The 19,717-nt window shown below is 70.8% G+C and carries 17 protein-coding genes; 5 read left to right on the top strand and 12 right to left on the bottom strand.

Translation table 11 applies throughout. The features are described 5' to 3' along the window. Nucleotides 1-81: 81 nt before the first annotated feature. The 4 genes from Ade02nite_RS14005 to Ade02nite_RS14020 all read left to right on the top strand — a co-directional run bounded on the left by Ade02nite_RS14005 (nt 82) and on the right by Ade02nite_RS14020 (nt 4,227). The gene (locus Ade02nite_RS14005; protein ID WP_203762069.1) at nt 82-450 is read left to right on the top strand and encodes an effector-associated constant component EACC1; all 369 of its coding nucleotides are present in this window, start codon (nt 82-84) and stop codon (nt 448-450) included. Further along, a complete protein-coding gene (locus Ade02nite_RS14010; RefSeq protein WP_203762070.1) occupies nt 447-1,655 on the top strand; it encodes a YqgE/AlgH family protein in 1,209 nt (402 codons plus the stop codon). The genes Ade02nite_RS14005 and Ade02nite_RS14010 overlap by 4 nt, the downstream gene beginning before the upstream one ends. Nucleotides 1,656-1,714: 59 nt before the next feature. Next, the gene (locus tag Ade02nite_RS14015) at nt 1,715-3,787 is read left to right on the top strand and encodes an SIR2 family protein (protein WP_203762071.1); all 2,073 of its coding nucleotides are present in this window, start codon (nt 1,715-1,717) and stop codon (nt 3,785-3,787) included. 74 nt (nt 3,788-3,861) lie between these two features. Further along, on the top strand, nt 3,862-4,227 hold the full coding sequence (locus tag Ade02nite_RS14020) for a hypothetical protein (protein ID WP_203762072.1): 366 nt from the start codon (nt 3,862-3,864) through the stop codon (nt 4,225-4,227). Here Ade02nite_RS14020 and Ade02nite_RS14025 read toward each other — a convergent pair. The 6 genes from Ade02nite_RS14025 to Ade02nite_RS14050 all read right to left on the bottom strand — a co-directional run bounded on the left by Ade02nite_RS14025 (nt 4,218) and on the right by Ade02nite_RS14050 (nt 10,284). Beyond that, on the bottom strand, nt 4,218-5,408 hold the full coding sequence (locus Ade02nite_RS14025) for a radical SAM protein (protein WP_203762074.1): 1,191 nt from the start codon (nt 5,406-5,408) through the stop codon (nt 4,218-4,220). The two genes, Ade02nite_RS14020 and Ade02nite_RS14025, sit on opposite strands and share 10 nt — an antisense overlap. 565 nt (nt 5,409-5,973) lie before the next feature. After that, nucleotides 5,974-6,684, bottom strand: coding sequence for an ABC transporter permease (locus tag Ade02nite_RS14030; RefSeq protein ID WP_203762154.1), 711 nt, complete (start codon nt 6,682-6,684; stop codon nt 5,974-5,976). Next, entirely contained in the window at nt 6,684-7,595 is a 912-nt protein-coding gene (locus Ade02nite_RS14035; RefSeq protein WP_203762076.1) for an ABC transporter ATP-binding protein, read from the bottom strand. Before Ade02nite_RS14035 ends, Ade02nite_RS14030 begins: the two co-directional genes overlap by 1 nt. Beyond that, entirely contained in the window at nt 7,592-8,458 is an 867-nt protein-coding gene (locus Ade02nite_RS14040) for an ABC transporter permease (RefSeq protein ID WP_203762078.1), read from the bottom strand. Before Ade02nite_RS14040 ends, Ade02nite_RS14035 begins: the two co-directional genes overlap by 4 nt. Next, on the bottom strand, nt 8,451-9,365 hold the full coding sequence (locus Ade02nite_RS14045) for an ABC transporter ATP-binding protein (protein WP_203762080.1): 915 nt from the start codon (nt 9,363-9,365) through the stop codon (nt 8,451-8,453). Before Ade02nite_RS14045 ends, Ade02nite_RS14040 begins: the two co-directional genes overlap by 8 nt. A gap of 79 nt (nt 9,366-9,444) precedes the next feature. Beyond that, nucleotides 9,445-10,284: an SDR family oxidoreductase gene (locus Ade02nite_RS14050; protein ID WP_203762082.1), complete on the bottom strand. Its 840-nt coding sequence runs from the start codon at nt 10,282-10,284 to the stop codon at nt 9,445-9,447. Nucleotides 10,285-10,404: 120 nt separating this feature from the next. Here Ade02nite_RS14050 and Ade02nite_RS14055 point away from each other — a divergent pair, with 120 nt between their 5' ends. Beyond that, nucleotides 10,405-10,992 (top strand): TetR/AcrR family transcriptional regulator, encoded by a 588-nt coding sequence (locus Ade02nite_RS14055; protein WP_203762084.1) that lies wholly within the window; start codon nt 10,405-10,407, stop codon nt 10,990-10,992. Here Ade02nite_RS14055 and Ade02nite_RS14060 read toward each other — a convergent pair whose 3' ends face one another. From Ade02nite_RS14060 to ppc, 6 genes are all read right to left on the bottom strand, one after another. Further along, the gene (locus tag Ade02nite_RS14060) at nt 10,993-12,720 is read right to left on the bottom strand and encodes an MOSC and FAD-binding oxidoreductase domain-containing protein (protein WP_203762086.1); all 1,728 of its coding nucleotides are present in this window, start codon (nt 12,718-12,720) and stop codon (nt 10,993-10,995) included. A gap of 52 nt (nt 12,721-12,772) precedes the next feature. Beyond that, nucleotides 12,773-13,156 (bottom strand): hypothetical protein, encoded by a 384-nt coding sequence (locus Ade02nite_RS14065; RefSeq protein ID WP_203762088.1) that lies wholly within the window; start codon nt 13,154-13,156, stop codon nt 12,773-12,775. Between the two features lie 213 nt (nt 13,157-13,369). Further along, nucleotides 13,370-14,110 carry a GntR family transcriptional regulator gene (locus Ade02nite_RS14070; RefSeq protein ID WP_203762090.1) on the bottom strand — a complete coding sequence of 247 codons (741 nt, stop codon included), beginning with the start codon at nt 14,108-14,110 and terminating at the stop codon, nt 13,370-13,372. Then, nucleotides 14,107-15,297 (bottom strand): MFS transporter, encoded by a 1,191-nt coding sequence (locus tag Ade02nite_RS14075; RefSeq protein WP_203762092.1) that lies wholly within the window; start codon nt 15,295-15,297, stop codon nt 14,107-14,109. Before Ade02nite_RS14075 ends, Ade02nite_RS14070 begins: the two co-directional genes overlap by 4 nt. Nucleotides 15,298-15,411: 114 nt before the next feature. Continuing rightward, a complete protein-coding gene (locus Ade02nite_RS14080) occupies nt 15,412-16,746 on the bottom strand; it encodes a cellulase family glycosylhydrolase (RefSeq protein WP_438870978.1) in 1,335 nt (444 codons plus the stop codon). Between the two features lie 117 nt (nt 16,747-16,863). Continuing rightward, complete coding sequence (gene ppc / locus Ade02nite_RS14085; protein WP_203762094.1) at nt 16,864-19,659, bottom strand: phosphoenolpyruvate carboxylase; 2,796 nt, start codon at nt 19,657-19,659, stop codon at nt 16,864-16,866. Nucleotides 19,660-19,717 lie beyond the last annotated feature (58 nt).

The raw sequence follows: 19,717 nt of genomic DNA on the forward strand, positions 1-19,717 counted from the left end.
CGCTCGTGCCGCCGCCCCTCGTCGCCTAGCACGCCGTGACCGTGGGTTGTCTCAGTGCAACGACCCGAATACCGTACCGATGTGGGGTACATCACGGTGTCGTCGGACGATCATGGGGCGGTGCTCGCGTTGCAGGACTGGCTCCGCCGTGAGCAGTTCCCTCCGGGCATTGTCGTTCACCCCTGCTCGGAAGAGCCCGGACCGGACGACATGGGCGCCTGGAGCGACGGCCTGAAGATCGTGTTCGAGAATCCCGGCCTCTTGACCGCCGTCGCTACGGCCGTTGGTGCATGGGTCGGCAGTCGCGCCCGGGTCACCCGTGTCAAGGTCCGCGACGGCGACCGCGAAATCGAGATCGACAGCAGGCGGATCAAGGATCCCGAGCAGGTGGCCCGACGAATCCAGGAGGGCCTCGCGCCCCCGGCTCGAGATCGGAACGAGGACATTTGACCAGCGTCACTCTTCCCGATACCGCCGCGTCGGTCGCGTTGCTCATCGGTGTCGCAGCGTATGAGGACCTCTCCCCTCTCCCGGCCACGGCGAACAATGTCACCGGACTGTCGACCGCGTTCCGTGATCCGGATCTGTGGGGACTGCACCCCGGCCGCTGCCACGAACGGGTCGACCCGCATCAGGGCGGTGATATCGAAGACGCGCTCGCGCTGGCCAATGAGGAGGTCGAGCCGGACGGCTGGCTGGTGCTCTACTACGCCGGACACGGGCTGTTGGATTCCAGGGGAGATCTCTACCTCACGGTGACCCAATCACGGACGAGCAAGCGGACCACCCAGGTGCCGTACAGCGTGGTCCGTGACTATGTCCGAGACTCCCCGGCACTCAATCGGCTGGTCATCCTCGACTGCTGCTTCTCGGGACGGGCCTTCGAGGCCATGTCGGACCCGGCCGATCTCGGCGCCCAGCTCGCGATCGGTGGCTCGTGCATACTGGCGGCCGCGCCCGCGAACCGGACTGCCGTGGCGCCGGCGGGGGCGAGCCATACCGCGTTCACCCATGAGCTGCTGTCGCTGCTGCGTCGCGGGGTCGACGACGGGCCCGAGGGTCTTGATCTGCACACGATCTGGCAGAGCCTGCGCGGTGCTCTGCACGCGAACGGCTATCCGGAGCCACAGCTGCGCACCGACAACAACGGCGCAAGGCTTCCGTTCGTGCGCAACGCGGCGCATCATCGGCCACACAGCCTGGTGGGCCAAGTCCTGGTCGCCGAAATGGATGCCGAGCTGGGTGACGCGTCTCTGTTGGTGGTGGCGCACGACTTTCGCGGTGCGCTGGCGATCCGCCTGAACCAGCCCACCGAGCAGTCTGTACGGGCGGCCCTCCCCGAATGGGCGGAGCTGGCGCAGGAACCGGCGGTCGTGTTCGACGGAGGTCCGGTCGATCGGTACATCGCGCTCGCGCTCGCCGAGGTCACCCCCGCCGCGGCCCCGTTCGGCGGATTCACTCCGCTCGCCGGTCGGCTCGGGTTGGTGGACCTGTCCGCCGACCCCGGGCCGGCCCGGGAAGCCGTCACTGCCCTCCGGGTGTTCGCCGGATACTACGGATGGGCGCGCGGAGACCTGGAGCGCGATCTGAGCGGCGGCAACCTGCGATCACTAGGCGAGGTTCCGGAGTCCTTGCTGCAGATACCCGGCGGATGAGCTGGTCGGCACGATGGCGCGGGCTGAATGCCACATCGGCACAGGGCGGAGGAGGAGGCGTGACGCTGTACGCGGGCGAGGCCGACCTGGTCGAGCGTCTCGCCACCCTGTTGCGCTCTGGTGCCAAGAAATGCGTGCCCTTGCTGGGCAGCGGCGTCACCCGCCCGACGATGCCGGACACCGAGACTATCCTCGGCCTGGCCGACGAGTACGCCCGCCAACAGCGAAACGACGACCTCGTGCGGAGCCTGGACCAGATCCGGGCCGAGGCAGGCAAGAGCATCGCCCAGCGCTACCAGGAGTACCGGAACGCGTTCGCCGGTTGGCTCGGACCTGACAAGTTCGACATCATCGTTCAGCGAGCGGTCCTGCACGCCTACCGCCCGTCGGAAGATCTCGCGGCATGGGCGGACCGCGCCCCATGGCAACTGATCGACCTGGCGACCGCACGGCGCATCGAACTCGACGACCAGGCCTGGTCGCTGACGGACGCGACAACGGCCATCGGCCGGCTCGTCACCTGGCGACCACACCGGTTCGGACACCAGATCCTCACCACGAACGTGGACCCCACGCTCGAGATAGCGATCGGTCGGGCCGGCGGGCACTTCACCACGTTGGTGCCGGGCAACAACGGCGCGGTGGTTTCCCTGGTGACCGACCCCGGGCCGATCAACATCGTTCATCTGCACGGGTACTGGCGTCCGCTGCGCGAGGACGACAGTCCGTTGCACGATCCCCGGCGACTCGCCCGCACGTCGCACGCCTTCCGCAGCCAGTTGCGGGAGCTCCTGCGGGAGTCGGTCGTCTGCGTTCTCGGCTACGGCGGCGCGGATCAGGTCATCGTCGACACGCTGCGGGCGATGCTGGCCGACAACGAGATCGAGCTGCTGTGGGCGATACGGGAATCCGCTCCCTCACCCGATTCGCCCATCCACACCTGGGAGGGCTCGGGGGCCGGCCTCTATTCCGGCGTGGACGTGAACACGCTCCTGCCCGCCGTCGTTGAGCGGCTCGGCATCCGCCGCGGGTTCACGCCCGCGCCTGCCCAACCACCCGCGACGATCACGCGGGTCTCCCGTCGCGTGCCGCAACCGGAACTGGTCAAGGCCATCGGCGCGCTACCGCTACGCCGACCCCCACAGGACGTCAGCGAACTGCTGCGCCAACTCGTCCAACGGTTCGGCTGGCGACTGGAGCCCCCGCGCTCCGCACCCGCGCCGACGCTGTTGTTCTGGCCGGTCCGGCTGCGGCGCCCCTCGCTCATCCACATGGTCCAGGCGCTCGCCGCCGCCGCCATGTCCACGCATGGCGTGCGGGTTGTGCTCTCTCTCGATGACTTCGGGGTGCAGAGAAAGGCCTTCGAGCTGTTCGCCGCCCGCGCCCGGGAATGGTTCAGCCTGATCCCCGGGGCCGAACTCGCGGAAGTCGTGTCGCTCCAGGAGGTGCTCGACGCCAGCGACGTGTTCGGCACGGGTCCCGGCGACGCCGACGCGATGGTTCGTCCATTCCGGCCGTGGGCGGTGTTGTACGAGTACTACGCGGTTTTCCGCCCCTCGCTCTACAGCGTGTTGCGCGCCGCCAAGGCGATCCCCGAGGTGGATCCCGACCGGGCCATCGAGCGCGCTCCCGACATCGTCCGGGCGCTGCTCAGCGAGAAGCCGACCCGGCTGCTCACCGCTCCGGAGGTGTGGGCACACCTCCACCAGCTCATGGAGAAACCCTACGCGAAGCAGACCCTCACCCTGGGCGGTGAGGACGAGCACCGCTTCTGGGCACATTGGCGTGAGGCGTTTCAGCAGAACACACGGCACCTGCACAACCCGAGAATCGTGAACCTGTCGAACGAGTCGGATCTGATTCACTGCGAGCACTACGACGATCTTCGCGAACAGATCGAGCAGGCGATGCGCTCGGAACGATGGCGCGAGCCGAATCGATTCGTGCCTTGGCTGGTACGCAACGCGCTGCTCCTGCCCGCATACCTGCGGTTCGGTACCGGGGTAAACCTCGACGGTCAGCGATTTGACGCTTGGCAGGACGTCCTGGCGGCGCTGGAGGTCTCGCCCAGCCTCGCCACGCCGCTCGCGATGCGGATATCGTCCGTCTTCCACGGCGGTCAACAGACCTGACGCCTCGCGGTCCTGGCGCCGGTCCCGTAACCTCGGTGCATGCCACGGAGAGCAGTTGTGATCGAGGCGAAGTTGTGATCGAGGCCGAGAAGTGGGCGGCCGACACCGACCAGCTCTTGGCCGAGTGTCAGTCGCTGCTGGGCCGGGAACTCACCTCTTACGTGGGCGGCGGCCGCAATCCGTGCCACGCGGTCAGATGGCTCGATGTGAACCATTCCACTGCCGTGCTGGCGCGCGATCGCCTGGAGATCGCCCTCAAGATCGCTGGGCTGATACCCGGTCGGCAGGGTGCCGCGCGAATGCGATCGTGGCTGCGTGACCGACACGACGAACTCGATGGGTTGAGGGCGGCCACCGTCCTGCGCGAATCGCAAGATCGGCAGCGATGGCACCAGGTCCGCGGGCTCGCCGAGGCCTACGCCAGGTCCGATCATTCCTGAGCCGCCCGGTCGCCATGTCGGCCGAGAGTCGCCGGGCGGCGCATCAGATACCGATCGGCGTGCGCCGCAAGGTCGATGGTGGCGCGGAAGGCCTTTTCGATTTCCGATGCACTGCTCTCCGCCGAACCGATCTTGACCTTGCCCATCGCGCCGCCCCGTTCGGCATAGAGGTCACCCCGATTGTTGACCAGGATCACCGCATTCGGCTGCTGGTCGGTGCGGGTGATCCGCACATGGACGGGTGATCCCTCGAGGCGGAGGCGGTCGACGGTTGCCGGTAGCCGGGCAAGGGACTCGCCCGACGGCCGGAGTCGCCGGCTTCTCGGTTGGGCCCCCCTTCCGGCGTTCACCATGACGTGCAACGCCCAATGCCGGACCCCCAGGTCGACCAGCAGGTCGTGCAGCCTGAGAAGCTCGGCCTCGTGTTCGTTGCGGCTCGTGACCACGGTCTGCACGGTTGTCCGCACGTCCGCCCGACGTGCTCGCCTGATCGTTTCCAGGGCTTGCGCGTGGCTGCTTGTTCCCAGCGGCAGGTGACGCCGGTCTATCGGCCGAACCTCATCGTTCGGCGAGGCGCTCGCCGCATCCAACGACACCCTCAGGTGCACGTTGTGCGCCTTCATGGCGGGAAGCAGCGGGCCGATGTCACCGGCGCCGGAGGTGTCGAGCACCAGCGCCTTACTTTCGGCCAGTCGCTCGATGACGTGGATGGCCCGATCCGGGCGGACGATCGGATCACCGCCGGTGATCACCGCCACCATCGCCGGAACGAGCTCGGCCGTCCGCACGATCCGGTCGAGATCGTCGTCCGACTCACCCGCCCGGAACGGCCCCATGAGGTCGTCGGCATGGCAGTAGCGGCACCGAAGCGGGCAGTACGCGGTGACGAGGCAATTGACGACCATGGGGCGATCCGGTATCGGGCGCTGCGCGAACTCCCCGACGAACGAGCTCTCCCCATGCCCCGCCGGCGCCGGACAAGTCGGCTGCGTGAAGCTCCGCATCGCCCGGAAGCTTTTCGTGTCCATGGCGTAGAACCGGTCGCACTCCCTCGAGTACGCCAGGCCGCCGAAGCGTTCGGGCCGGAAGACGCCGCCGGCGCCGACGATGGATTCCCCGTCGAGCCGTAACGGGGCCAGCTCGGCCGGCGGGCCCTCGGCCGGTGTCGCTTCGGCGCTCACCTGATGCCTACCTCCTACATCCTTCGATCACCGAGGGGCCGTTACCCGAGAGGCACGTGCTCACTGGTCGATCGCTGGCTTGCCGGCTGCGGCGCCGCGATGAGCACGAGGCAGCCTAGGACACGAAGCCCTTGCCTGGGGGGCGAAACGCCGGATCCGGGCCCATCCGCGCGGCGGTCGGCCAGAACGCCGGCATGACAGCTTGCGGCACGGGTGAGCAACGAGCCAGGCCCCGATCGGCAACGGGCTTCTTGCCCTTCGCGCCGGCCGAGGACGCGTGTGAAGGACGCTGCATCATGCGTCGGTCAACGACTCGGCCAAAGGGGGGTACAGAGGGCTGCGATCTTGCGGGCACCGCGCGGCGGGCCGTCATCGGCACTACGGGGTGTCGGCACTGGCGGCCACGGTCTCCTGCTCGGTCACGCCGTGCGCTGCCACCCTCCACCGCGGCCGCAGCGGCGACCGGGGCCTTGTTGCGGCACGTCGTCGAACTCCTCAGAGCGAGATGAACCTACCGGTAGGCCGAGTGCCTGCACCCGGCCTACCGGTTCGCGTCCGGTGAAGGTCAGCTCGTCTCGCCGGCCATGCTGAACGAGCCCAGCCGGTTGATCGCGTAGAGCGTGCCGCCGACCGCGAAGATCGCGCTCATCACCACGGCGACCGGCAGCGACACCTTGCCGTCGAGGATCGCGCTCGGGGCGATCTTGTCGGCGATGCCGATGACGTACTGCTCGATGGAGAGGACCCGGGTGCCGCTGACGAAGCGGCCCAGCAGCCCCTCCCACACCAGGATGTAGGCGAGCCCGACCAGCACCGGCCGGCGCGTCAGCAGGCTGAGGAGCAGGAACAGGGCCGAGTACGCGAGCGCGCCGGCCACCGCGCCGACGGCCAGCGCGAGGCCGAACCGCACCGACTCGGCGAGCGCGCCCACCACGAAGAGCGGCACCGCCGCGGTCACCGCGGTGACCCCGGCCGCCACCAGCATCTTGGCCAGGATGATGTCGCGGCGGGGCAGTGGCTTGGTGAGGATGTGGATGATCGTGCCGTCGTCGACCTCGGAGCCGAGCACCCCGGTGCCGACGATCAGGGCCGTCACCGGGAGCACCACGGCGAGGCCCAGCCCGACCACGACCGGCTGGCCCCAGTCGGCGGGGCTCACGTCGTACGCCTCGCAGATCAGCGCGAGGCCGACGAGCAGCAGGGGAAGCGGCAGCAGGAGCAGCGCCCGGCGGCGGCCGAACAGGCCGCGGGCGGTGATGTAGGCGACCGTGGACATCATGCCTCCAGCAGGTAGGAGAAGACGCTCTCCAGCGACTCGTCGGACGGCAGCAGCTTGCGCAGCCGGATGCCCTCGCCGAGGGCGATGCGCGGCAGCGCGCGGGTGAAGGTGCCGTAGTCGGAGGCGCGCACGGTCAGCCCGCTCGCCTCGATCTCGACGCCGCTCACCGACTTCTCCCCGATCAGGGCGACCGCGAGCCGCCGGTCGTCGGAGCTCTGCACGGCGAACACGTGCGGCCGGTTGGTCATCAGCCGGCGGATCCGCCGGTAGTCGCCGGAGGCCGCGAGCCGGCCCGCCACGATCACCTGGACGAGGCCGGAGAGCTGCTCGACCTCCTCGAGGATGTGTGAGCTGAACAGGATCGTGTGGCCCTGGTCGCCGAGCTGGTGCAGCAGCTCCATCATGTGCATGCGCTGCCGCGGGTCCATGCCGTTGAACGGCTCGTCGAGCAGCAGCACCCGCGGCTCGTGCACCAGGGCGGCGGCGACCCGGGTGCGCTGGCGCATGCCCTTGGAGAAGGTGTCGATCCGCCGGTCCTGGGCGCCGGTCATCTCGACCAGCTCCAGCGCGCGCTGGGCGGCGCCGGCCGGGTCGGGCAGCTTCTGCATCTTGGCGCAGGCCGTCACGAACTCGCGGGCGGTGAGGAAGCCGTGCACCGCCTCGCGCTCGGCCACCAGGCCCAGCTCGCGGTAGATGCCCGGGTTGCGCCAGGTGGGGGAGCCGTCGATGGTGACGGCGCCCTTCGACGGCGCGAGGAAGCCGGCCATCATGTGCAGCACCGTGGTCTTGCCGGCGCCGTTCGGGCCGAGCAGGCCGGTCACCCCCGGCTGGAGGGTCATGCTGACGTCGTTGACCGCGACCACGTTGCCGTACCAGCGCGAGACGTTCCGAAGCTCGACGGTGCTCACAGGGAGGCCACCTTCCGGTAGCGGGCCAGCAACAGCAGCAGGGCGACGGCGACCAGGCAGAACGCCTCGATGCCGTAGATCGGGCCGAAGCGGCCCACGTCCAGGCCGAGGTCCACACCGTCGGCCAGCCAGATGTAGACGCCGTTGATCAGCGACATCGGGCTGACCAGGCCGGCCAGGTCCTGCGCCGTCTCCGACGGCAGGATGCTGAGCACGCCGACCACCGGGGTGGTCATCAGGAAGAAGGCGACGATGCCACCGGCGGCGAACGCCCGCTTGCCGGTCAGCGAGGCGATCAGCAGGCTGATCGAGGCGAAGAGCACGGCCCAGAGCAGGCTGTACGCCCAGCCCGGCAGCAGCGCGCCGTAGAACTCCTCCCACACCTTGCCGATCCCGCCGTCGAGCGTGAACGCGGCGGTCAAGAACATGATCAGCTGCGGCACGCCGAGCAGCAGGAAGACCGCGGTGACCAGCGAGGCGACCTTCGCGCCCACGTAGTCGGCGGCGCGCAGCGGCCGGCTGAAGTAGAGCGGCAGCACCCCGGCGCGCATGTCCCGCGACATCAGCTCGGGCGCGACGATCGCGACGAAGAAGATGATCAGCCAGCTGATCGTGCTGTCGAACTCGAAGTAGTCGAACAGGATCACGTCGAACTGTGCCCGGGCCGCCGCGTTGATGACCGCGACCAGCAGCACGATGCCGACCACCAGCCACGGGAAGATCTTGGCCTTGATCGAGCGGCCCAGCCCGAACGAGGCCCGCAGCCCGTGCTGGTAGAGCGCGCCGAACACCGCGGCGCGGCCCAGGCGGGGCCCCTCGTACCGCTGGTATCCGATGTCGTGAATGACGCCGGCGTCAGACATCGGCCGTCTCCTTCGTCGTGAAGAGCTCGGCCACCCGGTGGCGTCGCTGGTCCAGGCGGTGCAGCGGCAGGTCGAGCTCGGCGACCGCGCGCAGGATCTCGTCGTACGAGCTCTCCGACTCGAGCGGCACCAGCAGCTGGCGGCCCTCGCGGGTGACGGCGAGCTGGAGCTGGGTCAGCGCGTCGAAAAGCTCGTCGATGCCCTCGGAGACCTCGACCGCGAGCACGTCGGAGGCCGCCGTCATCGCGGAGATCCGGTCGGCGCGCAGCAGCCGGCCGCCCTCGATCGCGATGAGCGAGTCGCAGATGCGCTCGACCTCGCCGAGCAGGTGCGAGCAGACGACCACCGAGATGCCGAACTCGGTGCCGATGCGGTGCACCAGGGTGAGCATGGCGTCGCGGCCGGCCGGGTCGAGACCGTTCGTCGGCTCGTCCAGCAGCAGCAGGTCGGGGTCGTGCACGAGCGCCTGGGCCAGCTTGACCCGCTGCTTCATGCCCGTGGAGTAGCCGCCGATCTGCCGGTAGCGCTCCTCGTAGAGCCCGACGTGCCGCAGCGCCTCGGAGGCCCGCTCCCGCGCGGCCGTCCTGGGCAGCCCGCTGAGCCGGCCCAGGTGCGTGACGAACTCCGCCGCCGACACGTCCGGCGGCAGGCAGTCGTTCTCGGGCATGTAGCCGACCCGCGCCCGCACCTGATCGGTCTGCACGACCGGATCGAGGCCGAACACCCGCACGCTCCCGTCGCTGGGCGCGATCAACCCCAGCATGATCTTGATGAACGTGCTCTTCCCGGCGCCGTTGGCACCCACCAGCCCGATGACGCCCGCCTCGACGTCGACGGTGAGGTCGCTGAGCGCGGTCACCCCGCCGCCGTATGTCTTCGTCAATGACTGTGTCGCGATGATGGTCACGCGCTCAGCGTAGGAAGCGGGCGCATCCACCGGATCCGGTGGAACCCTGAGAGCCACTACAGGGTCTCTCAGCTCGCTCTCAGCTTTCGCGGGCGCCGGGGGCCGGGACGGCGTGCTCGGCGGAGCGGCTCACCTCTTCCCAGCGCGCCCACGTGTCCATCCGCTGCCGGGAGATGTCGAACGCCAGGTCGTAGACCATGCTGCCGAGCAACAGCCGCAGCGGCGGGTCGTCGCTGTCGACGAGCCGCAGCAGTGCCTCGGCGGCCAGCCGGGGCTCGCTGTCGATCGAGCCCTCGGCCCATTGCCGTTCCAGCTCGGCGCGCAGCGGCGCGTACGCCTCCATCGGGGTGGTGGCGGTCATACCCGTGTAGAGGCCGGTCCAGTAGCCGCCGGGCTGCACGATGCTCACCTTGACGTCGAAGGCCGCCGCCTCCATCGCCAGGGCCTCGCTCATGCCCTCCAGCGCGAACTTGCTCGCGCTGTAGAGGCCGGTGCTCGGGAAGCCGGCGAGCGCCGCGATGCTGGAGATCTGCACGATGTGGCCGGACCGCCGCGCGCGCAGGTGCGGCAGCGCGGCCTGGCTGACCCAGAGCGCGCCGAAGAAGTTGACCTCGAACTGGGCCCGGGCCTGCGCCTCGGTGAACTCTTCGATCATGCCCATGTACATGGCGCCGGCGTTGTTGACGACGACGTCGAGCCGGCCGAAGCGCTCGGCCGCGGCGTCCACGGCGGCGCTCACCGCGGCCCGGTCGGTCACGTCGAGGGTGAGGGGCAGCAGCCGGTCGCCGTACCGGCCGTCGAAGGGGTGCTGCTCGATGGTGCGCGCGGCGGCGGCGACCCGGTCGCCGCGTTCGAGGGCCGCGAGGGTGAAGGCGCGGCCGAGGCCGCGGCCGGCGCCGGTGATGAACCAGGTACGCATGCGATTCTCCTCCGTTGGCGAGACGAGACGGTCCGTCTCGTCAGTAAGGAACGCTAAGCCGTGCCGGGCGAAGCTGTCAAGACGAGACGGTTCGTCTCGTGAGTGGTAGGGTGATCGTCCATGACGCCCAACACCGCCCGCCGCAAGGAGACCTCGCGGCGGGCGATCCTCACCGCCGCGTTCGACCTGCTGCTGGAGGTGGGCTACGCGAAGCTCACCATCGAGGGCATCGCCGCGCGGGCCGGCGTGGGCAAGCAGACCATCTACCGCTGGTGGGCGTCGAAGGGCACCATCCTGCTCGACGCCTTCCTCCTGCTCAGCGAGGGCGCCGGCGAGGAGCCGGCGCTGCCGGACACCGGCGACCTCGAGGCCGACCTGACCCTGGTGTTGCGCGCGACGGTCGCCGAGCTGAACGATCCCCGCTACGAGCCGCCGATGCGCGCGCTGGCCGTCGAGATCACGCAGGATCCCGAGCTCGCCCGCGCCTATGCCGAACGGCTCGACGGCCCGTTGAAGCGGGCCAAGCGCCGGCGCCTGAGCAGCGCCCAGTCGGCCGGTCAGATCGCCGCGGACGTCGACCTCGACGTGGCCATGGACATGATCTGGGGACCACTGCTCAACCGGTGGCTCCAGCGCAGCGGGCCGCTCACCGAGGACTACGCGGATCGCGTCGTCGCCACGGCCCTCCGCGGGCTGCGCCCCCGCTGATCAGAGGTCGAGGACGACGTCACCGTCCGGCCGGGCGGAGCAGATCAGCACGTTGCCCGCGGCCGGCGGGTCGGCCGGCTCGGCGGTGTAGGTGACCGAGCCGGAGAGCAGGCCGCTCTCGCAGTTGTGGCAGACCCCGGCGCGGCACGACCAGCGGACCGGGACGTCGCAGGCCTCGGCCAGGTCGAGCAGGCTGGCGGTGTCGCGGGGCCAGGGCACGGTGAGGTCGCTGCGGACGAAGGACACCGCCGGGCCGTCGCCCGGTGCGCCCGCCGGCGGGTGCGGTGACCGGGCCGGCTTCGCGCTGATGCCCGGTGTCAGGCCGGACCGCACGCCGAAGACCTCGGTGTGCACCCGGGCCGCCGGGACGCCGATCTCGGCCAGGGCCGCGGTGATGCCGGCCTGGAACTCGGCCGGACCGCAGAGGTAGACGTCGGCGTCCGGGGGCAGGCCGAACGTCCGCAGAAGGTCCGCGGACAGGTGGCCGGCGAAGTCGTGGTCGTGGTCCCGCGGACCGGGGCGGCTGTACCCGACGTACGAATGTGATCGCGGCATCGTCGCGAGGAGGCCGGCCGCCTCGGCGGCGAACGGGCGCTCGTCGCCGTTGCGGGCCGCCTGCACCCACCACACCTCCCGCTGCGGCCGTTGCCCGGCGAGCGCGTGGAGCATGGCGAGCACCGGTGTCGCGCCGACGCCGCCGCTGATCAGAACCACCGGCGCCGTCCCGGGCCGCAGCACGAACGTGCCACGCGGCGCGGCCACGTCGAGCAGATCGCCGGTACGGACGTTCGCGTGCAGATATTCGCTGCCCGCCCCGTGCGGCTCGCGCTTGACGCTGATCCGGTAGCCGGGGTCGCCCGGCCCGCCGGAGAGGGAGTAGCTGCGCACGAGGGCGGGGCGCAGCCGTACGGTCAGGAACTGCCCGGGGAGTGCGGCCGGCAGCGGCGTGCCGTCCGGATCGGCGAGCCGCACCGAGGTGATCGTGCTGCTCTCCCGCTCGATCGCCGTCACGCGCAGCGGCCGGAACCCGGCCCACGCCGGCGGCGGCTCGGTGGCGACCAGGCCGGCGTTCCCGCTCGCCGCATCGGGCTGGTCGAGCATCGCCCGGAAGGAGGCGCGCCAGCCCGGGCTGAGCGCCGGGATGCGCAGCGCCTGCTCGATCCGCTCGCGCGGATGACCCGGCAGGTACAGCAGTGCGTCCACATCGGACACGGTCAGCGCCTCCGGCCCGTCGGCGACCTTGACGATGTCGTCGCCGGCGCGCACCGCACCCTCCTGGAGCACCCGGAAGTAGAAGCCGGGCCGGTGATGCTGGACGAGCAGGGACGGCATGCGGGGCTCGTCCATCCGGATCCCGACGCGATAGCAGGTGACGCGCGGCTGGGTCACCTCGAACAGCGCCGCACCGATCAGATACCGGTCGCCGACGCGCACCTCGTCGTCCGCCAGGCCGTCGACCGTGAAGTTCTCGCCGAACTGCCCGTACTCCAGATCGTCGCGCGACAGGAACCTCTCCCAGTAGCGGTACGACCCGAGCTGGTAGACGAACACGGCACGCTGCTCGCCGCCGTGCCCGCCGAGGTCACCCTGCCCGTCACCGTCGATGTTGAGCCGGCGCACCATCGCGGGCCCGTCGACCGGCGACTTCCAGATGCCGGTGTGCACCGTGCGGCCGCGCCACGAGACATCGCGGGGCAGGCCGACGTTGACCGAGAGCAGCTTCGCCACCCGACCATCTTGCGGCCGGCACCCAGCCGAGACCACCCGAAAGCGGCGACGCTCACTCGGCGTCCGCCACGCATCGCGCGTCCCCGCTGTTCCAGTGCACGAGCGGCGCCCGCGCGGCGGTGACGAGGATCCGCTCCAAGGCCGGAGAGTCCCGGAACTCGTCGACGAGCCGGTCGCACAGCCTCAACCGCGCGTCGACGGCCGCCCGTTCCCCGCGGACGCCGAGCTGGAGGACCCCGTCGTTGAAGGCATGCGAGACAAGATCGGCCTCGGCGGACACGATCGCCACCGCCATCGCCTCGGTATCCCGATCGTCGGGCACCAGCTCGATGCCGCCGCGCCCGGTCGGCGACGGCTCCGGTTCCGCTTCGGCCCCGTCACAGCCGGCGGTCAGGAGCAGGCCGAGCCAGACAACCGGCAGAACCACGCTTCGCACGCCCTGAGCATCCCGCACACCAAGGCCCGCGGGTGGAGGAACAGCTGCCGAACGCCCCTCAGGGCTTCGCACATGCCGCCGGCATGACGATCAGTCAGGTAACACTCGCACGACTCGGTCGAGCACATCCTCGGCGGTCGGAAACCACGTCGCGGGAGGCGACCGTCCACCGCGCCGAATCGCGGGTCGATGAGCTGAGCGGGATGACGGGCGTCATTGGCGGACGGAGAGCTGGCCCGCGCCCGCGCGGAGCATGTGCTTGGCGAGGTAGACGGGGCGGCCGTTCAGGCGGGCGGTCTGGGTGACGATCAGGACGGGCTCGCCGGGGTCGGCGCCGAGCGGGGCGGCGCGGGACTCGCCGAGCAGGCCGGCGCTGAACCGGACGACGCCGGAGCCGACCGCGGGGCCGAGGCGGGCGAGCAGCTTCGCCAGGGCCGTGCCGCCGGCCGCCGGGTCGTCCAGGTCGACGCCCGCCGGCAGGTGTTCCTGGGTGAGCGCGATGGCCTGGCCGTCACGGCGTACCACCGTCTCGACGAACCACGCCGCCGAGCCGGACGGGATGGCCAGCTCCTCGGCGATGTAGGTGGACGTCTTCTGCTGGAGCTCGGCCTGGGTGCGCTCGAGCTCGAGCCGGCTGCCGGGCATGCTGAGCAGGTCCTCGATGGGGCGCAGGCGTTCCAGGCCGGCCTGGGGGACCGCGTCGGCGACGAAGCGGCCGACGCCGCGGCGCGAGACGATGAAGCCGTCCTCGTCGAGCAGCATCAGGGCTTCCCGGACCACGGTGCGGCTGACGCCGAGCAGCCGGCCGATCTCGGCCTCGGTGGGGATCATCGAGCCGGGGGTGAGGACGCCGGTGCGGATGCCGTCGAGGATGCGGCTGTGCACCTGGACGCGCAGCGGCACCGCGGCGTCGCGGGCGAGCGGCGCCGACAGGAAGGAGAGACGGTCGGTCACGCGGTGATGGTATGTAAGCGCGCCTTGAGCGCGCCGAGCGCGGCCACCGCCGACGCGGCGAGGACGGCCACGGTGCTTCCGCCCGCGCCCCAGTGGTCGGTGAGCAGGCCGGCCAGGGAGGTGCCGGCGCCGATGCCGACGCTGAAGGCGCTGACCACCCACGCGTTGGCCTCGGTGGCGAGGGCGGCGGGGGCGCTGGTCTCGGTCGCCCGGAAGACCAGGGTGAGGTACGGCGCGAGGCAGACACCGCTGACGAAGGCGGCGGCGAGCCAGTACGCGGGTGCCGCCTGCACCCAGGCCGTCGGCGCGTAGAGCAGCGCGACCAGCAGCAGCGCCGGCCGGACGAGCCGTTCCGGTGCGGCCCGGAACGGGCGGCGCGTCACATAGAGCGCTCCGGCGAACGCGCCGATGCCGTTGAGGGCGAGACCCCAGCCGGACAGGGCCGCGATGCCGGCGCTGGTGGCGTGGGCGGTGGCGGTGATCGCGAGCACGCCGACCGGGGCGCCGGCCGCCACCTGGGCGAGGACCAGGGTGCGGATCGCCGGGAGCCGCATGGGGGAGCCACGTCTGCCGGTGTGCGCCGCCGGTGCCGTGCGCTCGAGGATGGCGTGCGAGCAGAAGAGCGCGGTGCCGGCCAGGCCGATGACGCCCATGACGGCGACCGCGCCGGGGGCGCCCAGCACGGCGATGCTGATCGCGCTGGCCAGGGGACCGAGGACGAAGATCAGTTCCTGGACGGCGGCGTCCGCGCTGAACGCCCGGGTGAGCTGCCCGCCGGTCCGCATGATCCGCGGCCACAGGCTGCGCAGGACGGGTTCGAGCGGGGGCGCGGCCGCGCCGGCGATCAGCGTGCACGCGATCGCCGCGACGGGGTGCCCGGGCGCGGTGAGGGCGATGCCGGCGAAGGCGAGGCCGGACGCGGCGGCGCCGCCGAGCAGGGTCTGCCGCGCGCGGCCGGTGCGGTCGATGACGCGGCTGATCAGCGGTGCCCCGACCGTGCCGGCGAGGATGTAGATCGAGGTCAGCGCGCCGGCGAAGGCGTAGCCGCCGCCCGCGTCGAGCACGACCCGCAGCAGCGCCAGCGAGGACATGGCCTGCGGCAGCCGGCCGACCAGCGACGACGCGAGCAGGGTCGCCGACAGCCGCACCTGTGCGGGGCTCATCGCCTCGCGTTCCATCACCGTCATACCGAGCGACCACCATGATCATCAGTTGTTATACAAGCTGAGATTACATGTCGGTCGGACAACTTGGAAAATGAGAAAGGGCTCCGGGATGCCCGGAGCCCTTCTCGAGGAGGCTCAGAAGTTGTCGGGAGTGCGGATCCGGTTACGCATGAAGACGCCCGACTCGGTCAGGACGGACGTGCCGGCGTAGGTGGGGCCGCCGCAGGTGCCGGGGCGGAAGGCGGCACTGCTCTCGTCGGCGTCGGAGTAGGTCCAGTTGGCGTAGCTGATCTGGAGGCGGTCGAGAAGGTCGAGCCAGGTGGTGGTGCTGGCCAGGTCGACGGTGCCGCCGCCGGTGTAGGTGACGGTGCCGAACTCGGTGACGAAGAGCGGGAGCGAGGCCGCGGCGCGCTGCACCTCGGCGCGGTAGTTGTCCAGGTGCGAGGCCGCGTAGAAGTGGAACGCGTACATGATGTTGGTGGCGTTGACCGGGTTGGCGGTGATCTCCGAGGAGGTGGAGCCGTCCGAGACGCCCAGCGACGACCAGCCCCGGGTGCCGACGATGATGACGGCGTCCGGGTCGTTGGCGCGGATCACGGGGATGACCTGCTCGGCGTACGACTTGATGCCGGCCCAGCTGACGCCGTTGGGCTCGTTGGTGATCTCGTAGATGACGTTCTGCTTCGCCGCGTTGCGCGCGGAGACGTTCGCGAAGAAGGTCTTGGCGTTGGCGAGGTTGTAGTTCGGGTCGCCGGGCGTCAGCGTGTGGAAGTCGATGATCGCGTAGAGGCCGCGCTCCGACGCCTCGTCGACCAGGCTGTTGACCCGCGCGGTGAAACCGGAGGGGTTGGTCTCGTAGCCCTGCTCCTGCACGTACATCGAGACGCGCAGGAGGTCGGCCCGCCAGTCCGTCGCGAGCGCGTCGAGCGAGGCGTCGTTGTAGCAGTCGGCGAACCACTGGAGGCCGTGGGTGCTCATGCCGCGCAGCTGGATCGCCTTGCCGGCAGCGTTGCACAGGTGCACGCCGCAGACGCGCAGCTGCCCGTTGGCCGCCACGGGGGTGGAGCCCGCCGGTGGCGTGGTCGGTGGCGTGGTCGGCGGGGTGGTCGAGCCGTCGCACGAGACGCCGTTGATCAGGCAGGAGGTGGGCCGGCCGGTGCCGTTCGCGATGAAGCCGAAGCTCGCCGACGCGCCCGGCGCCAGCGTGCCGTTCCAGCTCGCGGGGGTGAACACCGTGCCCGACTGCGTGGCGTTCCACGACTGCGCCACGGTGGTGCCGGCGGGGAAGGCCAGCTCGACCCGCCACGTGGTGATCGTCGAGGACGTGGTGTTGGTGACCGTGACCTGGCCCTGGTAGCCGGAGCTCCAGGAGCTCACCACGGTGAACGCGGCGGTCTCCGCGCTCGCCGGCAGGGCCATGAGAACGGCGGCGGCGAGGGCGGCGACCGCGGCCGCGAACATTTTGCGCATGGGGGATCCGCTTCCATGAGGGGAATTTGGGAGCGCTCCCACCATGGCATGGAAAATGACGGCTGTAAATAAAGCCGGGCACCCCGAAGGGTGCCCGGCTCACGTGCGCCACAAGGGTCAGCCGGTGTTGCGCATGCCGGCCGCGATGCCGTTCACCGAGGTCAGCAGCGCCCGCTCCAGCGCCGTCGAGTCGGACGGCGCCCGCCGCGCGCCCGGGCCCACCGTGAGCTGGCGGTCCGCCTCGTTCAGGTCCCGGTACTGCCGGAGCAGCGCCACCTGGAGGTGGTGCAGCGGCTCCAGGTAGGTGTCGCGGACGTCGAGCGTGCGCTTGAGCTCGGGCTGGTTCTCCAGCAGGGCCGAGCTGCCGGTGATCGCGAGCACCTCGCGCACGGTCAGCTCGTACTCCCGCTGGATGACCTCGAAGATCGGGTGCAGGTGCTCCGGCACGAGCGTCTCCACGTACCGGCGGGCGATCGACAGGTCGGTCTTGGTCAGCATCATCTCGACGTTCGACAGGAACGTCTTGAAGAACTGCCAGTTGCCGTACATCTCGGTCAGGACCTCGGTCTTGCCGGCCTCGCGGGCCGCCTTGAGGCCCGAGCCGACGCCGAACCAGCCCGGCACGATCTGGCGGGTCTGGGTCCAGCCGAACACCCACGGGATCGCCCGCAGGCCGCCCAAGCCCGCGTCCGCGTTCGGGCGCTTCGAGGGCCGCGAGCCGATGTTGAGCTGGCCGAGCAGCTCGGTCGGGGTCGCCGCCCAGAAATAGGCCGGCAGGTCCGGATTCTCCACCAGGCTGCGGTACGCCTTGAAGGCCGCCGCCGAGGCGCAGTCCATCGTCGCGTCCCAGCGGTCGAGCAGCTCCCGGTCGACCGAGGGCGACGTGTGCAGCAGCGTCGCCTGGAGCACCGCGGCCACCGTCAGCTCGAGGTTCTCGCGGGCGAGGGCGGGCACCGTGTACTTGTCGGAGATGACCTCGCCCTGCTCGGTCACCTTGATCGCGCCGTCGAGCGTGCCGTACGGCTGGGCCAGGATCGCCTCGTGGGTGGGGCCGCCGCCCCGGCCGACCGTGCCGCCGCGGCCGTGGAAGAGCCGCAGCCGCACGCCGTGCCGGGCCGACACGTCACGCAGCTTGCGCTGCGCCTTGTGGATGCCCCACTGGCTGGTGGTGATGCCGCCCTCCTTGTTGGAGTCGGAGTAGCCGAGCATGACCTCCTGCACGTCGCCGCGAGCCCGCACGATCTCGCGGTAGGCCGGCAGCGACAGCATCTCGTCGAGCAGGTCGCCGCCCGCGTCGAGCTCGGCCGGCGTCTCCAGCAGCGGCACGATGTTGACCCGCGCGCGCCCGGTGTGGATGTCGACCAGGCCGGCCTCGCGGGCGAGCACCGCCGCCGCGAGCACGTCGTCGACACCCAGGGTCATCGAGATGATGTACGTCTCGACGACGTCCTGCCCGAAGCGGTCCTGCACGTCGCGGATCGTGTTGAAGACGTCGAAGGTCTTGCGCGCCGAGTCGGTCAGCGGGGTGTCGGCGCTGGACAGCGGCCGCCGCCCGGCGAGCTCGGTGGCGAGCAGCTTGGTGCGCTGGGCCCGGTCGAGCGCCGCGTAGTCGTCGACCTCGCCCACCTGCGAGTACATCTGCTGGAGCACCTCGTGGTGCTTCTCCGCGTGCTCGCGCACGTCGAGGGTGGCGAGCTGGAGCCCGAAGGCGGACGCCGTCCGGATGGTCGTGGCGACCACGCCGACGGCGGTGAGCTGGCCGCCGTTGCGGGCCAGCGAGGCGCGGATCAGCTCGAGGTCGCTGATCAGCTCGTCGCTGCCGAGGTAGTCGCGGCCGGGCACGTGGGCGGTGCCGTTGCGCAGGCGCTCGCGGGTGTTCGCCAGCTTCGCCTTGATCGCCCGGACCTTCAGGCGGTAGGGCTCCTCGGCGTTGGTGCGGCGGAAGCGCGGCGCCACCTCGGGCAGGTTGTCGAGGTCCTTGGCGAGCGACGCGGAGAGGTCGAGCGAGACCCCGCGCAGCCGCCGCGACACCGACAGCACGTCGATGAGCTGGTCCATGGCCGCCTCGGTGGCCTGGATGCCCTGCTCGTGCTGGATGAGCAGCACGTCGCGGGTGACCTCGGGGGTGACGAACGGGTTGCCGTCGCGGTCGCCGCCGATCCACGAGCCGAAGGTGAGCGGGCGGGCCGTCGGCGCGGTCTCGACGCCGAGCTGGCGCAGCGTCTCGGCCAGGTCGGAGAGCACCTGCGGGGCCGCCTCGGCGTAGAGGTCGCGCAGGTAGTAGACGGCGTTGCGGGCCTCGTCGGTCGGCTCGGGCCGGTCGAGGCGCAGCTCGTCGGTCTGCCAGAGCAGGTCGATCAGCTCGGCGAACTTGCGGGTCGACGCGGTGGTGTCGGACTGGCCGTAGAGGATCGCGGCGGCCGCCTCGGCGTCCAGGGCGTCGGCGAGCTGGCGCAGCTTCGACAGGATCGAGCGCCGGGCCGCCTCGGTCGGGTGGGCGGTGAAGACCGGCCGCACCGCGAGCCGGCGGGCCGCGGCGGCGATCTCGTCGGACGGCACGCCCTTCTCGGCGATCAGCTTGGCGGCCTGGTCGAGCCAGCCGCCGTCGCGGGCGCGGCGGCGGCGCAGGTCGCGGGCCCGGTGCACCTGCTCGGTGATGTTCGCCAGGTGGAAGTAGGTGGAGAACGCGCGGGCCAGCTTGGTGCCGGTGGTGATGTCCATCGCGGCGAGCCGGTCGGCGGCGGCCTGCGCGTCCTGGCGGACCAGGGCGCGGACCTCCTCGACGAGGTCGAGCAGGGGCCGGCCCTCCTGGCGGGCCAGGGTCTGGCCCAGCAGCGTGCCGATCCGGCGGATGTCTGCTCGGAGAGCAGCGTCGGGACCGTCGGGGTCTAGTTGGCCTTGCTGGTCGGTCATCGGGGGCGCTCCTTCGCCTCAAGGTGCTCCAGGACAGCGCTGTCCCGACTCCGCCGAT

Origin of the sequence: Paractinoplanes deccanensis (assembly GCF_016862115.1) — a bacterium.
Lineage (GTDB): Bacteria > Actinomycetota > Actinomycetes > Mycobacteriales > Micromonosporaceae > Actinoplanes > Actinoplanes deccanensis.